The organism is Sphingomonas mollis (assembly GCF_016427505.1).
GTDB classification, from domain to species: Bacteria; Pseudomonadota; Alphaproteobacteria; order Sphingomonadales; family Sphingomonadaceae; genus Sphingomonas; species Sphingomonas mollis.
This window is the reverse complement of the sequence record NZ_JAELXS010000004.1, coordinates 339,050-356,039: the sequence shown is the minus strand read 5'-3', so window position 1 is coordinate 356,039 and position 16,990 is coordinate 339,050. Positions and strand designations below refer to the sequence as shown.

Annotated in this window: 18 protein-coding genes; 5 read left to right on the top strand and 13 right to left on the bottom strand. The window is 66.7% G+C overall.

Annotated features, from left to right (window positions below; all coding sequences use genetic code 11):
* The first annotated feature begins 135 nt into the window (after window positions 1-135).
* Window positions 136-1,137, top strand: a complete 1,002-nt coding sequence (locus JAO74_RS09560) for a M48 family metallopeptidase (RefSeq protein WP_233150831.1) — start codon at window positions 136-138, stop codon at window positions 1,135-1,137.
* Here JAO74_RS09560 and cysS read toward each other — a convergent pair.
* The 4 genes from cysS to JAO74_RS09540 form a co-directional block, all read right to left on the bottom strand.
* Window positions 1,130-2,551, bottom strand: a complete 1,422-nt coding sequence (gene cysS, locus JAO74_RS09555) for a cysteine--tRNA ligase (RefSeq protein WP_199037327.1) — start codon at window positions 2,549-2,551, stop codon at window positions 1,130-1,132. The two genes, JAO74_RS09560 and cysS, sit on opposite strands and share 8 nt — an antisense overlap.
* A gap of 217 nt (window positions 2,552-2,768) precedes the next feature.
* The gene (locus tag JAO74_RS09550) at window positions 2,769-3,698 is read right to left on the bottom strand and encodes a dioxygenase family protein (protein ID WP_199037326.1); all 930 of its coding nucleotides are present in this window, start codon (window positions 3,696-3,698) and stop codon (window positions 2,769-2,771) included.
* Window positions 3,699-3,929: 231 nt separating this feature from the next.
* Complete coding sequence (locus JAO74_RS09545) at window positions 3,930-5,213, bottom strand: ATP-binding protein (protein WP_199037325.1); 1,284 nt, start codon at window positions 5,211-5,213, stop codon at window positions 3,930-3,932.
* Entirely contained in the window at window positions 5,197-5,952 is a 756-nt protein-coding gene (locus tag JAO74_RS09540) for a response regulator (RefSeq protein ID WP_199037324.1), read from the bottom strand. Before JAO74_RS09540 ends, JAO74_RS09545 begins: the two co-directional genes overlap by 17 nt.
* Before the next feature lie 203 nt (window positions 5,953-6,155).
* Here JAO74_RS09540 and rpsU point away from each other — a divergent pair, with 203 nt between their 5' ends.
* Entirely contained in the window at window positions 6,156-6,362 is a 207-nt protein-coding gene (rpsU, locus tag JAO74_RS09535) for a 30S ribosomal protein S21 (protein WP_199037323.1), read from the top strand.
* A gap of 114 nt (window positions 6,363-6,476) precedes the next feature.
* Window positions 6,477-7,055, top strand: a complete 579-nt coding sequence (locus tag JAO74_RS09530; RefSeq protein ID WP_199037322.1) for an FKBP-type peptidyl-prolyl cis-trans isomerase — start codon at window positions 6,477-6,479, stop codon at window positions 7,053-7,055.
* 42 nt (window positions 7,056-7,097) lie between these two features.
* Here JAO74_RS09530 and JAO74_RS09525 read toward each other — a convergent pair whose 3' ends face one another.
* Together JAO74_RS09525 and wecB are read right to left on the bottom strand one after the other, a co-directional pair.
* Window positions 7,098-7,874 carry a metallophosphoesterase family protein gene (locus JAO74_RS09525; protein WP_199037321.1) on the bottom strand — a complete coding sequence of 259 codons (777 nt, stop codon included), beginning with the start codon at window positions 7,872-7,874 and terminating at the stop codon, window positions 7,098-7,100.
* Between the two features lie 33 nt (window positions 7,875-7,907).
* Entirely contained in the window at window positions 7,908-9,077 is a 1,170-nt protein-coding gene (gene wecB / locus JAO74_RS09520; RefSeq protein WP_199037319.1) for a non-hydrolyzing UDP-N-acetylglucosamine 2-epimerase, read from the bottom strand.
* Window positions 9,078-9,182: 105 nt separating this feature from the next.
* Between wecB and galU the strand changes: the two genes are divergently transcribed.
* Window positions 9,183-10,043, top strand: coding sequence for a UTP--glucose-1-phosphate uridylyltransferase GalU (gene galU, locus JAO74_RS09515; protein ID WP_199037317.1), 861 nt, complete (start codon window positions 9,183-9,185; stop codon window positions 10,041-10,043).
* Window positions 10,040-11,038 carry an NAD-dependent epimerase/dehydratase family protein gene (locus JAO74_RS09510; RefSeq protein WP_199037314.1) on the top strand — a complete coding sequence of 333 codons (999 nt, stop codon included), beginning with the start codon at window positions 10,040-10,042 and terminating at the stop codon, window positions 11,036-11,038. The genes galU and JAO74_RS09510 overlap by 4 nt, the downstream gene beginning before the upstream one ends.
* Here JAO74_RS09510 and JAO74_RS09505 read toward each other — a convergent pair.
* The 7 genes from JAO74_RS09505 to ubiB form a co-directional block, all read right to left on the bottom strand.
* On the bottom strand, window positions 11,023-11,781 hold the full coding sequence (locus JAO74_RS09505) for a HesA/MoeB/ThiF family protein (RefSeq protein WP_199037313.1): 759 nt from the start codon (window positions 11,779-11,781) through the stop codon (window positions 11,023-11,025). The genes JAO74_RS09510 and JAO74_RS09505 overlap by 16 nt on opposite strands.
* Window positions 11,782-11,890: 109 nt before the next feature.
* Window positions 11,891-12,136: a hypothetical protein gene (locus tag JAO74_RS09500; protein ID WP_233150830.1), complete on the bottom strand. Its 246-nt coding sequence runs from the start codon at window positions 12,134-12,136 to the stop codon at window positions 11,891-11,893.
* A 227-nt stretch (window positions 12,137-12,363) separates the two neighbouring features.
* A complete protein-coding gene (locus JAO74_RS09495; RefSeq protein ID WP_199037312.1) occupies window positions 12,364-12,747 on the bottom strand; it encodes a hypothetical protein in 384 nt (127 codons plus the stop codon).
* Window positions 12,744-13,187 carry a dUTP diphosphatase gene (gene dut / locus JAO74_RS09490; RefSeq protein WP_199037311.1) on the bottom strand — a complete coding sequence of 148 codons (444 nt, stop codon included), beginning with the start codon at window positions 13,185-13,187 and terminating at the stop codon, window positions 12,744-12,746. Before dut ends, JAO74_RS09495 begins: the two co-directional genes overlap by 4 nt.
* Before the next feature lie 8 nt (window positions 13,188-13,195).
* Window positions 13,196-14,368, bottom strand: a complete 1,173-nt coding sequence (gene coaBC, locus JAO74_RS09485; RefSeq protein ID WP_199037310.1) for a bifunctional phosphopantothenoylcysteine decarboxylase/phosphopantothenate--cysteine ligase CoaBC — start codon at window positions 14,366-14,368, stop codon at window positions 13,196-13,198.
* A complete protein-coding gene (locus JAO74_RS09480) occupies window positions 14,365-15,435 on the bottom strand; it encodes a hypothetical protein (RefSeq protein WP_199037309.1) in 1,071 nt (356 codons plus the stop codon). The genes coaBC and JAO74_RS09480 overlap by 4 nt, the downstream gene beginning before the upstream one ends.
* Before the next feature lie 17 nt (window positions 15,436-15,452).
* Window positions 15,453-16,988: a 2-polyprenylphenol 6-hydroxylase gene (gene ubiB, locus JAO74_RS09475; protein WP_199037306.1), complete on the bottom strand. Its 1,536-nt coding sequence runs from the start codon at window positions 16,986-16,988 to the stop codon at window positions 15,453-15,455.
* Between the last annotated feature and the right edge of the window lie 2 nt (window positions 16,989-16,990).

Below are 16,990 nucleotides of genomic sequence, written 5' to 3'. Positions count from 1 at the left end.
TGCGCCGGGCCGGCATCTGCCCCTCCGTTCCGTCATGCTTGACGTAGGGGAGTTACGCTACCCAATCGAGCCATTCGACACAAGCCGCCCCGCCGAATGCGGAAAGCCGGCTGCACACATAGTGCCCGAGCCGCTATGACCGCGCCCATGATACGCGCCATCCCGATCGCCCTCGGCATCCTTATCACCACAGCCTTACCCGCATCCGCGCAACAGATCGATGCGGCCGGATATGAGGCGCTGCGCGGTATCGACCTGCGGCTGGCGACGATCGGCCACCGGCTGGTCACCGCCAACGCGCCGCTGTGCAGCGACCTGCAACCCGCGACCGGCGCCGTCGTTCATGCGATCGACCAGTACGACACCGGCTCGCGCGCCGCCGCGAAACAGGTGTTCGCCTTCGCTGAGCCGGTGTCTGTCGAAGCCGTCGTGCCGGATGCTCCCGTCGCGAAGGCCGGGCTGATCGCCAATGACGGTGTGCTCGCCGTCGCCGACCGCCCGATGCCTACCCCCGCCGATCCGAAGGCGACCAGCGCCGCCACCCGCGACGCGGCGCTGGCGATCATCGCCGCGCAGCCGGTCGGCACGCCGATGCGTTGGCGCGTGTCACGCGGGGGCGCCGAGCGCACGCTGACCGTCACCGCACCGGCCGGCTGCCGATCGTCATTCGAGGTGATGCTTGGCCCGAAGATGGAGGCGTCGTCGGACGGCCGGGTCATCCAGATCGGCGTCCGCTTCTTCGAACGCTATACCGACGAACAGGTCGCGGCCGTCGTCGCGCACGAGCTTGCCCACACCGTCCTGCGCCACCGCGCCCGGCTGGAAGCGGCCGGTGTCAAATGGGGGTTGCTGGCGGAGTTCGGCCGCAACGGTCGCCTGTTCCGCCGCACCGAGGAGGAGGCGGACCTGCTCGGCGCCGCGCTGATGCGCAACGCCGGTTACGATCCGCAGATCGCCGTGCGGTTCTGGCGCGACCATGGCGGCGACGTCGATGGCGGCCTGTTCCGCAGCCGCACGCATCCGTCGTCCAAGGCCCGCGCCGACGCGATCGCGGCGGAGGTAGCCAAGATGCCCGCCGACCGCGCCATCCTCTACCGCCCGCCGTTGCTCGACACCCGCGACCAGCCGCTTAGCTGAGGCGCCAGTCCCAGCCGATCGGGTCGCCGTCCATCACCTCGACCCCCGCCGCCGCCAGCTCGTCGCGGATCGCGTCCGACCGGGCGAACTCCTTCGCCGCCCGCGCCTCGCGCCGTTCCGCCAAGCGGGCGGCGATCGCGTCTTCGTCGATCGTCGCCGATACCGGCCGCACCCGCAGCGCCTCGCGGGTCAGCGTCGCCAACCCCAATCCCAGCACCGCATCGAAATCGGCCAGCGCCGCCAGCCGATCGGCGGGCGACACGCGCTTGTCCGCCAGCAATTCGTCGAGCGCGGTCAGCGCGCGGGGCGTCGCCAGATCGTCCGACACCGCCACATCCAGCCGCTCGCGATAGGCTGCCGCACTGCCCGCAGACGCCACCGCCGGCCGGGCCTTCAGCGTCTCGACCGCCTGCACCAGCCGCTTCAGCCGCGTCTGCGCGGCGGCCAGTCCCTCCCACGAAAACTCCATCTCCGACCGGTACTGCGCCTGCAGGCACATCATCCGATAGGACAGCGGATGGAAACCGCGATCGACCAGCGTCTGCAACCGCATGAACTCGCCCGACGACTTCGACATCTTCGTATCACGAAGTACCAGGAAGTTGTTGTGAAGCCAGTAATTCGCGCCCGTGTCGGCAGTGCCGCTCATCGCCTGGTTCTGGGCGATCTCGTTGGGATGGTGGATCTCGCGATGGTCGATGCCGCCGGTATGGATATCGAACCGCTCGCCCAGATAGGCGCGGCTCATCACCGAGCATTCCAGATGCCAGCCCGGCGCGCCGCGGCCCCAGGGCGAATCCCATTCCATCTGCCGATTTTCGCCCGGCGCGGAGGTGCGCCAGATCGCGAAGTCCTCCGCCTGCCGCTTGCCCTCGACCGCGTCGATCCGGCCCTCGCGCTCGTCCATCCCGGCGCGTGCCAGCCGGCCATAGTCGGGCACCGTTGCCGTATCGAAGTACAAGCCGTCGGGCAGGCGATAGCAATGCCGCGCCTCGATCGCCTGCCCCCATGCGATCATACCCTCGACATGCTCGGTCGCCAGCGGAAAGCGGCTGGGGTCGTCGATGTTCAGGTCGCGCAGATTTTGCTTGAAGGCATCGGTATAATGTCTTGCGATCGCCCAGATATCCTGACCGCTCGCCCTGGCCGCCGCCTCCATCTTGTCGTCGCCGGCATCCGCATCCGACGTCAGGTGGCCGACATCGGTGATGTTGATGACATGCGTCAGCGGCCACCCCTTCCACCGCAGCACGCGCGACAGCGTGTCGGTGAACACATAGGCGCGCAGATTGCCGATATGCGCATAGTTATAGACCGTCGGCCCGCACGAATAGACGCGCACATTGTCGGGATCGATCGGTTCGAACAACTCCATCGCGCGCGACAGGCTGTTGAAGAGGGTGAGGTTGGCCATGCCGGTGCCTTAGCCGCGCAAGCGGCGGCCCGCCAAGGGGGCCCCGACCGGCGGAGGTGTCCGGCCGGGGCGGCGTGGCGACAGGGGAGGCGCCACGCATGGGGTGGGGCGTCGCGTGAAACAGGAGGCGACGCCCGACAGGGGCTCCGACCGGACGGGGGGCCGGCCGGAGCAGCGCGGCGACAGGGGGGAGCGCCGCGCATCTCGTGAAACTGGTTTACCGGGCAATGCCGATCAACGCCGTCGCCGTATAGCCCGCGCTGGGGCTTCCGGTGAAAACAGGCGTCTGTTGCGTGACTTGCGCCGCGGTGTTGTCGCCGAAGATGCCGTCGCTCGACAGTGATACCCGCGAAAATCGCGTCGCGCTGCCGGCATAGGTCGTCGTGTCGGCGAACACCGCGGTGCAAATCGCCGTCGGCATCGCCAGCTGGGAGGTCAGCACCGAATATCGTCCGCTGAGCGCGTTCGCCAGCGTGGAAAACACCTCGAAGTGCATATGTGGCCAGCGCCCGTCGTAACAGGCGGGGAAGATGGTCGTAAACGTCACCTGCCCGTTGGCATCCGTCACCTGCACACCGCGCAGGTAACTTTCCGACGCGGCGTTGCCGTACAGCGAATAATTGCCGCCCCGGTCGCAATGCCACAGATAGACGGCATACCCCGCCAGCGGCGCACAGGTGGCGTTCACGTTGACGACGGTCAGGGTCATCGTCACCAGCACCCCCGTCGCGACCGTCGTGGTCGATATGAAGCTGGGGCGGATATCGCTCCTGACCACGCCATTGACCGTCAGGACGTTCGACGTCGCGCCGGCAGACGTATTCGTTCCGTCCGCCGGATATGGGCCGGCGGTTTCGGTCGGATCGACCACGCAACCCGTCGTGGCGGTGGCGGTCGCCGTGGGGGTCGGCGTCGGCGTGGCGGTGGTGGCCGTCGCGGTCGGCGTCGGCGTCGCACCGCTGACGACGCTGACGCTGGACGATGCATCGCTGCTGCCACTGCCGCCGCATCCGGCCACCATGGCGGCGGTACCGGCGCCGGCGAACCATTTCAGCGCGCGGCGACGAGCGACCATCGCCTGCATCAGCTTCATGTCTTCGGCCAGGCTGTGACCATGCTCGGGTTCGTTCAGGTGATGGTCGGTCATGGTGGCGTGTCCCTGTATCTCGATGACCGGCTTCTCGCCGTACCGCGTCACCGGGATATGTCCGCCGATCGTCTTATTGTTACGCCATGTGTCAGGCTGGCTTTATCCATCCGAACGAGTCCGTCATGGCGAGCGCAACGAAGCAAACCGGTGTTCCGTGCGCCGCCCTGGATTGCTTCGCTACGCTCACAACGAGGGAAATCCCCATCTGCGAAGCCAGTGCCAGCCGCGTCAGCTCGCCAGCGGCAGGGTAACCCGAGCGCGGGCGCCGGTCGGGCCGTTCTCCAGCACCGCCTCGCCACCATGCCGGTTCGCGATCGACCGCACGATGGCCAGCCCCAGCCCGGTGCCGCCCGTGGCGCGATTGCGCGAGGGGTCGCCGCGCACGAAGGGCTCGAACAGCCGCTCCACCGTCGCGGGATCGATGCCGGGACCGTGGTCGTCCACCGTCACCTCCACATTGCCCCATGTCACGTGCCAGCCGATCGTCGCCTGCTCGCCATAGCGGATCGCATTCTCCAGCAAATTGGTAAACAACCGGCGCAAGGCCGCGGAATCGCCGCGTATTACCGCACGCGGCCCGGTGACGATCGTTACCGGTGCGCCGGCATCGACCATGTCGTCGACCAGGCTTTCGATCAGGCTGCCCAGATCCAGCCGGGGGGTGATGTCGCTGGTCTCGTCACGCGCGAAGGCGAGGGCGGCGGCGATCATTGCGCGCATTTCGGCGATGTCGGCGGCGGCACGATCGCGCGACGCCTCGGGCAATTGTTCGACCCGGAACGACAGTCGCGACAGGGGGGTGCCCATGTCGTGCGCGATCGCCGCCAGCATCGTCGTGCGCCCCGCCGCGTGCGCCGCCAGCCGCGCATGCATCGCCGCGACCGCGCCCGACAGCACGCGCACCTCGCGCGCGCCACCGCTGGGCAGGGTGGGGAGCGTGGTGCCGGCCCGCGCCTGCTCCGCCGCGCGTGCCACTTCGGCCAAAGGGCGCGAGATCGCCCGCGCCAGCGCCCAGGCCGGCACCGCCAGCGCCACGATCGCGATCAGCATCGCCGCCAGCGTCTTCATATGCCACGGCGCCAGGAAAGGGCTGGGCGTCTCCACGACACGCCATTCGCCGTTCGTCCGCCATCCCAGCACGAAATCGCGGCCAAAGGCGCTGCGGTCCTGCTCCGGTGGCCGCATCGTGAAGGCGGCGACGTCGCTCACCGGTACGCCGAGTTCGGCGGCCAGTCCGCGCGCGGCGGCGGGATCGGGATGGAAGCCGCCCCCCGGTGACGGCGCGGCGGCCCGCCGGTCGAACGCCAGCCGCGACCCGACATCCGCCGGCGCCGCACCGGTCCGCAGCATCTGCACCACATTCGCGCTGGCGCCCGGCGCCATGCGCGGCGGCGGGCCGTTGAAGGTGACGACGAAGATCACCAGTGTGGCGACCACCACCGACACGATCACCAGCGCGAAGATCGGCCACGCGATCGATCGCGTGCGCAGCGGATCAGCGAAGCTCGACATCGGCCGCGAACATATAGCCTTCGTTGCGGACGGTGCGGATCAGGTCGTCGCCGGTGCGGCCATCCTGCCGGGCCAGCTTGCGGCGCAACCGGCTGACCTGCACGTCGATGGCTCGATCGAAATGTTCGGCATTGGCGCCACGTGACTGATCCAGCAGGAAATCACGGGTCAGCACGCGGCGGGGATGATCGACGAAGGCCATCAGCAACCGGAACTCGCCGTCGGACAGGTTGATGACCACCTCGTCCGGATCGAACAACTGTCGCGCCTGCGGATCGAGTCGCCAGCCGGCAAACCGCTGAAAGCGCCGGGCGGTGGGCACCGCCACCAGCCGCGGTTCGCTGCGCTCTCCCTGCCGGCGCAGCACCGACCGGATACGGGCCAGCAGTTCGCGGGGGTTCGCTGGCTTGGCGACATAATCGTCGGCGCCCATTTCCAGCCCGACGATGCGGTCGACCTCCTCGCCGATCACCGACAGGATGATGATCGCCGGGGCCGATGCCCGGTCCAGCGACCGCAGGATGGTCAGTCCGTCCTCGCCCGGCATCATCACGTCCAGCACGATCAGCGCATAGCTGTGGCGTTCCAGCGCCGCGCGCATCGTCGCCCCATCCTCGGCCGTATCCACGACATAACCATGCGTCGCCAGGAACTGCGCGGTCAGCTCGCGGATGCCGGGATCGTCGTCGACGATGAGAAGGCGGGTTTCCAGATTCAAGATGTCGGCCAGTCGGTGCATGGGAAAACGATGGTTCCCCTGCGTATCGCTCGCATTGCAATGCTGCAACAAATGACGATTGACGGCTGGCTGTGGCGTCAGGGCAACAGGTGCTGCGCAGAGTCGCATCGGGTTGTCAACAAGGGGGCGTTCTGTTAGGCGGCCGGTCAACACGGCTGGGATGCGTTCCACGGCCGCTTTTCCTATTGGAGCCGATTCGGTTTATGCAGATCATCGTTCGCGACAATAATGTCGACCAAGCCCTCCGCGCGCTGAAGAAGAAGTTGCAGCGGGAAGGTGTGTATCGCGAGATGAAGCTCCGTCGGCATTACGAGAAGCCATCGGAAAAGCGCGCCCGTGAGCGTGCCGCTGCGGTAAGTCGCGCGCGCAAGGTCGAGCGCAAGCGTCTGGAGCGTGACGGCGCCCGGTAATTCCCGCGCGTACACGCCCGCGCGCGTAGCGCGGGTGTGACTTTCGAGACTTTCCATCAGGTGGTGGCGATCGGATCGACATCCGGCCCCGCATCCAGCATGTCAGGTGCCTCCATGTCGACCATCACCGCCGTACCCCTTCGCCCGGTCAATCGCCGCTACCTCGTCTATATCTGGATCGGCCTGGCGCTGTCGGCGATCGCCGCCTTCGTGCTGGCCCAGCAGGGCGACGATTTCCTGACGCGCAACGCCCGTGCCGCCGGCGTGATGACGACGCCGTCCGGCCTTCAGTACAAGGTGCTCGACCCCGGCCAGCGCGGCGCGCCAAAGCCGACCGATGCCGACGTCGCGCTCATCAATTATGAGGGCAAGTTGCTGAACGGCACCACCTTCGACAAGTCGCAGCAGCCGACGCCCATGCCCGTGGCGCAGGTCGTCCCCGGCTTCTCCGAAGCGCTGAAGCTGATGCCGAAGGGTGCGAAGTACCGTATCTGGATCAAGCCCAGCCTTGGTTACGGCGACAAGGCATCCGGCCCGATCCCGGCCAATTCGACGCTGGCGTTCGATGTCGAACTGATCGACTTCCTGCCCGAAGCGCAGGTCCGCCAGATGCAGATGCAGCAGCAGATGATGCAGGGCGGCGGGGCGGCGGGTGGTATGCCCGGCGGCATCCCCGGCCAGCCTCCTCGCTAACGAAACGATCGCCGGTCGCCCGAAAGGCGACCGGTTCGCGTGTCACCCTTCGGCGGTGCGTGGCGTCTGCAAGACCCAGCGATCGGTGCCTTCCAGCCCGATCGCGCTCAGCACCCCGGTGACATAGGCGCCCGTGTCGATACCGATGCGGGCAGGGGTCTGTTCGACATCGTTGGTGATGGTGTGGCCGTGGACGATCATCTGTTCCAGCGGCTTGCGTGACGAGATGAACGGCTCACGCATCCACCGCAGATCGGATCGCGACTGCTCCGCCAGCGGCAGGTCCGGCCGCACGCCGGCATGGACGAAGGTGTAGTCGCCGATCGAGATCAGATCCTCGAACCCTTCCAGGAATGCGCGATGCCCGGCCGGGACGGTCCGAACCAGCAACTCCTGCAGTTCGGCAAAGCCCAGACCGTTATAGGTCTCGTCGTCGATGCCATAGCTGATCGCGGTTTCCCGACCGCCGACCCGGCAGAACATCCGCAACGACTTGTCCTCGCCGTCCAGCGTCCGCAGCAGTATTTCTTCGTGATTGCCGCACAGAAACCGCGTCTCCGGCCGCTCCGTCGCCAACCGCATCAGGCGTTCGATGACGCCGGCCGAATCGGGACCGCGATCGACGATGTCGCCGACGAAGATCAGCACGGTATCGGCCTCGCCCCGCGCCGCCTCATCGGCGGCGATCATCGCCAGCAACTGCTCAAGCTGAATCAGGCAACCATGGATGTCACCGATCGCATAGACGCGCTGTCCCGGCGGAACGGCGGAAGAGGCCGCGCCCTTGCGAGCGCCGCGGACGAACAATTTGCGAAGCATAGATGGGGTCCCAGGGTCAGGGGCCTATAAACTTCACGCTGCGCCGCCGCAACCTCGTGTGTCATTGCCCTCAATCACTTGAAGAGCGGCCACCACCAGATCGGCGATCCGCGCCGCCGCATGGCCATCCCCGAACGGACTGTGCGCCCGCGCCATCCGTGCATAGGCGGCCTTGTCGTCCATCAGATCGGTTACCGCCGCGACGATGCGATCCGCATCGGTGCCGACCAGCCGTGCAGTGCCGGCCGCGATCCCCTCGGGCCGCTCCGTCGTCTCGCGCATCACCAGCACCGGCTTGCCGAACGCGGGCGCTTCCTCCTGCACGCCGCCCGAATCGGTCAGAACGATATGCGCCAGTGCCAGCGCGCGAACGAAATGCGGGTAATCGAGGGGCGCCGTAATGATGATGTTCGGCGCGTTGCTTAGTAACGCGTCCATCGGGCCGGTAACCTGTGGATTGGGATGCATCGGAAACAGGACGGCGACGTCATCCCGCTCGGCGATCCGGCGAATCGCCATGGCGATCGATGCCATACCCTCGCCGAAATTCTCCCGCCGATGCGTCGTCACCAGCACCATGCGCCGGCCGGCGATGCGCTCCACGATGGGATCGAGTCCCGCCGCCAGCGATGGCGTGGCGGCAATCCGGTCGCGCATCCAGTGGAGGGCGTCGATCACGGTATTGCCCGTCACATGGATCGTCGCAGGATCGGTCGTCTCCGCGATCAGCGCCGCCGCCGCCGAATCGGTAGCCGCCCAGTGATGCTGTACGATCCGCCCGATCATCCGGCGATTCGCTTCCTCGGGGCAGGGGTGCCAGAGATTGCCAGAGCGCAGCCCGGCCTCGACATGCCCCACATGGATACCCCGGTAATGCGCGGTCAGCGCGCCGACAAAGGCAGTGGTGGTATCGCCTTGTACGATGACAAGATCTGGCCGCTCCGCATCCATCACCCGGCCGAGCGCCACGACCATCCGGGCGGTCAGTTCATCCAGGCTCTGCCCGGCGGCCATCAGGTCCAGGTCGATATCCGGCACCAGATCGGCAATCGCCAGCACCTGATCCAGCAATCCGCGATGCTGGCCGGTCACGCAGGTACGGACGCTCAGCTCTCGCCGTGCGGACAAGGCGCGGATCACGGGAAACAGCTTTATCGCTTCGGGCCGTGTACCCAACACGACGAGAATCCGGCGCGACCGCATGGTTTTGGGCGATAGAGGATTGCTGTTTAACAAGAGCTCAACATAGGAGAATTAAAGGGCAGCCGCGGATCGCGGGTGCACCGCAGACCAGAAGGACGTCAACACATGTCGATCAAGCCGGTACGTAAGGCAGTGTTGCCTGTCGCTGGACTTGGAACGCGGTTCCTGCCGGCGACCAAGGCAATGCCGAAAGAAATGCTGACCGTCGTCGACAAGCCGCTGATCCAGTATGCGGTCGAGGAAGCGCGCGAGGCGGGAATCGAGCAGATCATCTTCGTCACCGGCCGCGGCAAGAGCGCGCTGGAGGATCATTTCGACGTTTCCTACGAACTGGAAGCGACAATGAAGGCGCGCGGCAAGTCCATGGCGCTGATCGAGGGTATCCGTCAGCGGCCGGGCAGCCCGGTCTATGTCCGGCAGCAAGAACCGCTGGGTCTCGGTCACGCCGTCTGGTGCGCGCGGGAGATCGTAGGTGACGAGCCCTTTGCGGTGCTGTTGCCCGACGAACTGATGGTCGGCGGCTTCCTCCGCCAGATGGTCGAGGCCTATAACGAAGTCGGCGGCAACGTGATCGGCGCGCTGGAAGTGCCGGACAGCGAAACCGACAAATACGGGATCATCTCGCCGGGCAAGGTCGACGGCCGCCTGACCGAGGTGACCGCGCTGGTCGAAAAGCCGAAGGGCAAGGCGCCGTCCAACCTGATGATCCCCGGCCGTTACATCCTACAGCCCGAGGTGATGGACATCCTCGACGTGCAGGAGCCGGGCGCTGGCGGTGAGATCCAGCTGACCGACGCGATGGCCAAGCTGATCGGTCGTCAGCCGTTCCATGGCTTCACTTTTGACGGCAAGCGGTACGACTGCGGCGACAAGACCGGGTACATCCAGGCAAATCTGGCGCTGGCACTGGCCCGCGAGGATATCGGCCCCGCGGTGCGCGAATTCGCCCGGACATTGCTCGGTTGACTACCCTCGTCACGGGCGTCGCCGGGTTCATCGGCTATCACGTGGCGGATCGTCTCGCCACGCGGGGCGAGACGGTAATCGGTGTCGACGACCTGAACGATTATTACGATCCCGCACTGAAGCGGGCACGACTGGCGGATCTCGACCGCCGTCATAGCGGCCGCGTGCGGTTCGTGCCCGTCGATTTTGCCGATCAGGCGGCGCTGGAGGAAGCCTTGGCGTCCTCCACGATCGACCGGATCGTCCATCTCGGCGCGCAACCCGGCGTGCGGTACTCGATCGAGAATCCGCATGCCTATGCGCGGGCGAACATCGTCGGGCACCTCAACCTGCTGGAACTCGGGCGCCGGCGGCGGGTCGGCCACCTGGTCTATGCCTCGTCATCCTCGGTCTATGGCGGCAGCACGACGATGCCGTTCAAGGTGGGCAATCCCGTCGATCTGCCCGTTTCGCTCTATGCCGCAACCAAAAGGTCGGACGAGTTGATGAGCGAAAGCTACGCGCATCTTTATCGCCTGCCGCAGACGGGGCTGCGCTTCTTCACCGTCTATGGTCCGTGGGGGCGACCGGATATGGCCGTCTGGCTGTTTACGCAGGCTATTCTCGAAGGAAAGCCGATCCGTGTCTTCAACGAGGGACGGATGCAGCGCGACTTTACCTATATCGACGACATCGTCAGCGGCATCGTGGCGGCGCTCGATCGGCCGCCGCTGGACGATGACCGGGTGAAGCCGGGCGGCAGCGGCGCACCGCATGCGATCTATAATCTGGGCAATAATCGATCCGAACCGCTCGGCCGTCTGATCGACGTGATCGAGGCGGCGTGTGGCCGCCCGGCGATCCGCGACCTGCAACCGATGCAACCGGGCGATGTGCCGGCGACCTTTGCCGATATCGACGACACGATCCGAGATCTGGGGTTCGCGCCGACCACGCCGATCGACACGGGCGTTCCCCGGTTCGTCGACTGGTATCGGTCCTACACCGCCGACTGACCACAGGCGGAACACCCCGGATCCTTCGGCAGCCGCAGCGTCCGGAAACGGAGGGAGAGCAGGTCGGCCAGCAACATGGTGCCGGCGCTGTCCTCCCCGAACGGCACCACCGCACGGATCGCTTCCAGCGCGGCGAGGCTGCCCAATATGCCGGTGACCGGGCCGAGGATGCCGACATCGGCGCAACTGCGATCCGCGCGTGCCGGGTCGTCGCCGACGAAGCACCGGTAACAGGGCTTGTCGGCCTGCCACCCGCGATACACCGCCAGCTGCCCCTCGAACTGATCGACCGCCGCGGAGATCAACGGCACCTTCGCCGCCTGCGTCGCATCGGCCACCAGCAAGCGGGTTTCGAAATTGTCGCAGCCATCGATGACTGCATCCGCGCCGGCGATCAGCGCAGCGACATTGTCGGCGGCAACGCGACGCTGGTGAATATCCACGGCGACCTGGGGATTGATCGCCATCGCGCGATCGGCGGCGGCCGTTACCTTTGGTCGGCCGCGATCGGCTGTGGCAAAAATGGTCTGCCGCTGAAGGTTCGATGGCTCGACGACGTCGTCATCAATCAGCACCAGTCGGCCGATACCCGCAGCGGCGAGATACTGGATGGCTGGAGAGCCGATACCACCGGCGCCGATAATGACGATGGTGGAGCGCTTCAGTTGCAATTGCCCGGCCCCACCGATTTCCCGCAGCACGATATGGCGGGCGTAGCGTTCGAGTTCCGCGTCTGAGAGCATGCTGCCGCTATAGAGGCGTGTGGCCCGTCCGCAACCGACCGCCCTGAATGGCGGCAGGCAAAAAAATAGCGGCCCGAAGACCGCTATTCTCTAACAGCTAAGTCGAGACTTAGTTGCTGTCGGCGTTGTCGTCTTCGTCAGCGACGATCACGATGCCTGCGACAACGGCAGCCGCTGCGATGATCGCAACGATGATGCCGCCACCGGCGAGCTCGTTCTTCTTCGCCGAAGCCGAACCGGCGCGAGCCGACTTGGCAACCGACAGGCTCGAAGCGGCATTGACCGGAGCGGCCATTGCAGGCGCAACGGCCAGAGTGGCTGCAGCGGCAGCCATGAGATACTTCCCAAGACGCATGTTGAACTCCCTTAATAATCTCGCCGAACCCCCTTACATACAACGGCATGCAAGACAACCCGACAATACGGCACGCCGCAAAAGTGTTTTGCGGCGATGCAGTACTGCAACACTTTCGCGGCACCGCATCTGGCTTCTAACCGATGAAACAGGGTTAGCGAAAGTCATGTTTTGCGTCGTTCCGGCGTGTTTTCGGCAGTAACGAGGCCATCGGGTCAGATTGCCGTCTACCAGCGATAACTGACGACCAGCCTGTACCAGCCGGGTTCGGGCGATGGTGCGGCTCCAGCGCCGGTGCGGGTCAACGACAACAGATACCCTACCGTATACTGCTCGATCGTAGGGCAACCGATTGCCTGTGGCACGATTTGACGGACGATACCGGTCGGCCCCACCAGGATCGCGACAGGCGCGATTAACCGGACGCCGCCCGTGGCGGGGGCCGGCACCGGATGGCAATGCCCCGATTCGATTTCGCCTCTGACGAATGCCGCGCCATCGACGATGTCGGCGGCGCGCGGAACGGGGAACGCCGGCAATCGGTCCCAGTCGGCGACCGGCGGGGGCGACAGTGCCGCTTGCGTCGCGGCGAGGAGCAGGGCGGCGATCATCGCCCGGTCGATCCGAAGCCGCCCAATCCCCGAACGGTGTCGTCCAGTTCGGCCACCTCGACCAGCGCGGCACGCTGGACAACGGCCGGGACCAGTTGTGCGATTCGCTCGCCCCGCACCACGGCAAAGGGTTCGTCGCCGAGGTTGGTCAGGATGACCTTCACCTCGCCCCGGTAATCGTGATCGATCGTGCCGGGCGTATTCAGGCAGGTGATGCCATGCTTCAGCGCCAGTCCCGATCGCGGGCGCACCTGAACCTCATACCCCTCGGGAATGGCAAGGGCGAAGCCTGTCGCGATGGCGGCCCGTCCGCCCGGCTGTAGCGTCAGGGACTCGGCTGCGACCACGTCCATTCCCGCTGCACCGCTGGTGGCATAGGCAGGCAGTGGCAGGTCCAGGCCGTTCGGCAGTCGCTTTACCGCGATGCGTATCGTCGTCATGGCGTGGCCTATAGCGTATCGGCAATACGTTGCGCGAGCCTCGCGGCGACCTGTTCCTTGGGCAGGTTATCCCAGCTTTCTACACCGTCGGCGGTGACGAGATGCACGCTGTTGTCGGGACCGCCCATCACGTCGCCCGACACGTCGTTGGCGACGATCCAGTCGCAACCCTTGCGGATGCGTTTGGCGACGCCGTGTTCGATCACCCGTTCGGTCTCGGCCGCGAAGCCGATGACCAGCGGCGGACGGTCCGGCCCTTGCGACAGCGCGGCAAGGATGTCCGGGTTCTCCACCAGCGTCAGCGATGCCGGCGCGTCTCCCTTCTTCATCTTCTGCGGTGCCGCAGCGACATGCCAGTCGGCGACTGCCGCGACCATGACGGCGACGTCGGCGGGCAGGGCGGTAGCGACTGCCGCTGCCATCTGGCGCGCGGTCTGGACGTCGATGCGATCGACGCCGAATGGGGTGGGCAGCGTCACCGGTCCTGCGACCAGCGTCACTCGCGCACCCAACGCGGCCAGCGCCCCGGCGATGGCGAAGCCCTGCCGGCCGGAGGAGCGGTTGGCGAGATAGCGGACGGGATCGATCGGCTCATGCGTCGGACCGGCAGTCACGAGCGCGTGCCGGCCGCTCAAGGGGCGATGGCCGATGCCCAGATGGCGGTCGATCGTATCGGCGATGACGGCGGGATCGGGCAGGCGTCCGGGACCATATTCACCGCACGCCATGTCGCCTTCGTCCGGCTCCATGATCGTGACGCCGTCCGCGCGCAGCGTGACGACATTGCGGACGGTGGCCGCATGGCGCCACATCCGCACGTTCATGGCCGGCGCGGCGAGCACCGGCTTGTCGGTCGCCAGCAACAGCGTCGTCGCCAGATCGCCTGCCTGCCCGCTCGCCATGCGGGCGAGCAGGTCGGCGGTCGCGGGCACGACGACGACCAGATCCGCCTCGCGGCTGAGCTGGATATGGCCCATCTCCGCCTCGTCCTTCAGATCCCACAGCGAGGTATAGACCTGATCCCCCGACAGCGCGGCGAGCGTCATCGGCGTGACGAAGTGGCTGCCCCCCTCGGTCAGGACGCAGCGTACCGCGTGACCGCGACGGCGCAGCAGGCGGATCAGCTCGCACGCCTTGTAGGCGGCGATGCCGCCCCCGACGATGAGCAGGATGCGCTTCACCGGAACATCCTTGTCACGGTGATGCGCCGCCTGTCGAGGGCGACCGTCATGAGTTCGCGGAGCAGGTCGGGCACGAACGCCAGCCCCAGCAGCGCGACCGGCGCGACCAGCAGCGCGGTCGCCGCACTGCCGCCTACGATCACGACGGCGATGAATACCACCAGCGTCGTCGCCACCCGCCGGGCCGCGTCATCGCGCCACGTCGTCCAGCCGATCAGCGACACCAGCACCAGCACCGCGCCGACCCCGGCCGGCAGGGCGGCCGCATAGGTCATCGCGGCGAGGGTTCCCAGCGCATTGACCGGATTGACCATCGCCTGCCAGAACATCGTCGCGGTATCGAGCGGCCCGACGACCGCCGCCGCCGCCTGGCCGTGCAGGGCCAGGACCGGCAGCAGCGCCGCGATCGCCAGCACCCAGCCGATCGCCTCCCGCCGGCCATGGTCCCGCCAAGCCCAGGCCGCCATGACGATCAGGTACAGCGCCGCAACGCCGTGGAGCAGCGCCGCGGCCAGCCCCAGCGCTGCCGCCTCCAGCCAGCGACCCGGATGGCGGACGGCCAGCGACAGCGCGATCAACAGGCCGGCCCACACCTCCGGCATCACCGCCAGATCGGCACGCACCGCGCTGGCGACCCCGGCGATCAGCAGCGCCAGCGTCACCGCGCGCCCCGGCAGCCCGATCCACAATGGCGCCAACCGGGCGCTCCACGCCGCCACCGTCGCCGCTGCCAGTATCCACAGTGCGGCGATCAACAGGAACGTTGGCACCATCGCGGCGATCATCGGCAGCGTCGGCACCGGAAAGAACAACGCAGGCCGCAACGGCGAACCCTCACCGCGCAGCGTATCGGCGGCCATCGAGTAAAAGGTGCCGCCATGGCGCACCCGCTCGACCAGCGTCTCGTCGAACACCAGTCGATCGGTCAGGTCGAGCGCCGTGATACCGCCCATCATCAGTATGACGAGAACGAGCGCGAGCAGCGTTCCGAGCAATATCCGGGCCGGCGATCGTCCGAGGCCGGCCAGACTGGTGGGCTGGATCAACAGGAGTGGACGGCGGCGCATGTCCGGACTCGCGCGCTCTAGTGCAGCAGGCCGAAGGTAGCGGCGACGCCGGCCGCGGCCGATAGACCCGCGACCACCGCATAACGCCAGCTACCGCCGATCCGCACGACCTCGACCTCCTTCATCGGCAGGGCGGGGGGCTCACCACCGGGGGCGGGATAATGCGCCTCGATCCGGCGGACGAGATCGGGGAGGCACGCCAGTGTGCGGAAATCGAGGATCAGCCGGTCGGCGATCGCCGCCTCCGGTCCCAACTCGGTGCGTATCCATTCGCGCACGAACGGTGCCGCCGAGTCCCACAGGTTGATGTCGGGATCGAGGCTGGTCGCCACGCCCTCCACCATCACCATCGTCTTTTGGAGCAGCAACAGATGCGGCTGCGTCACCATGTCGAAATCGCGGGTGATCGAGAACAGGCCGTCCAGCATCATGCCGATCGACATATCCTTCACAGGCAACCCGCGCATCGGCTCGCCGACCGCGCGCAGGGCGGTGGCGAATTCGGCGACGTTGTGGTGCGCCGGCACATATCCCGCCTCGAAATGGATTTCCGCGACACGCTTATAGTTGCCGGTAATCAGGCCGTAGAGGATCTCCGCCAGCCACACCCGCGCGCGACGGTCGATCCGGCCCATGATGCCGAAATCGATCGCGGCGATCCGGTCGCCGGGCAATGCAAAAAGGTTTCCCTGATGCATGTCGGCATGGAAGAAACCTTCCGCGATGGCCTGGCGCAGGAACGCGCGGATCAGCGTCTGCGCCAGTTTCGGCAGGTCGTATCCGGCGGCGATCAGCGCGGGGCGATCAGACAGCTTGATGCCGTCTATCCACTCGATCGTCAGTACCTTGGCGGTCGATCGTGCCCAGTCGACCTTCGGGATCACGAATTCCGGCTCGGCGGTCATCGCTTCCGCCAGTTCCGATGCCGATGCCGCCTCACGCCGGAAATTCAGCTCTCGTAGCGTCCAGCGGCGGAAGTTCTCGATCGTCAGGCGCGGGCGCAGGCGCCGCGCCTCGGGGCTCATCGCCTCCAGCTGGGCGGCGGCCCATTGATAGGTGTCGATCGCGCGGGCGAATTCTTCCTCCACGCCGGGCCGCAGCACCTTCACCGCGACCTGCCGGCCCTCGGTGGTGACGGCGCGGTGGACCTGCGCGATCGAGGCGGCGCCCACCGCCGTTTCCTCGATCCTGCTGAAGAACAACGCGGGATCGCGGCCCAGCCCGGCACGCATCGCCTCGTGAATCGTCTCGTACGGGATGGCCGGCAACTGGTCCTGCAACCGCAACAGGTCGTGCGTCGCTTCCTCGCCGACCAGATCGGGCCGGGTGGCGAGCGACTGCCCCAGCTTGATCGCCGCCGGCCCGATCGCCTGGAACGCATCGGCATAGCGCGGCACCGCCGGCACCCGCGCGCCGAGCCGGGCAATGCGGGCGAGGCGGCGCACCGGTGCGGGCGTGTTCGGATCGCGCTCGATACCCCTCAGCGCCCCGTACCGCGCGAGGATGCGGCCCCATTTCAGGAGCCGCCAGACATGGGTGACGGAACTGGTCACGG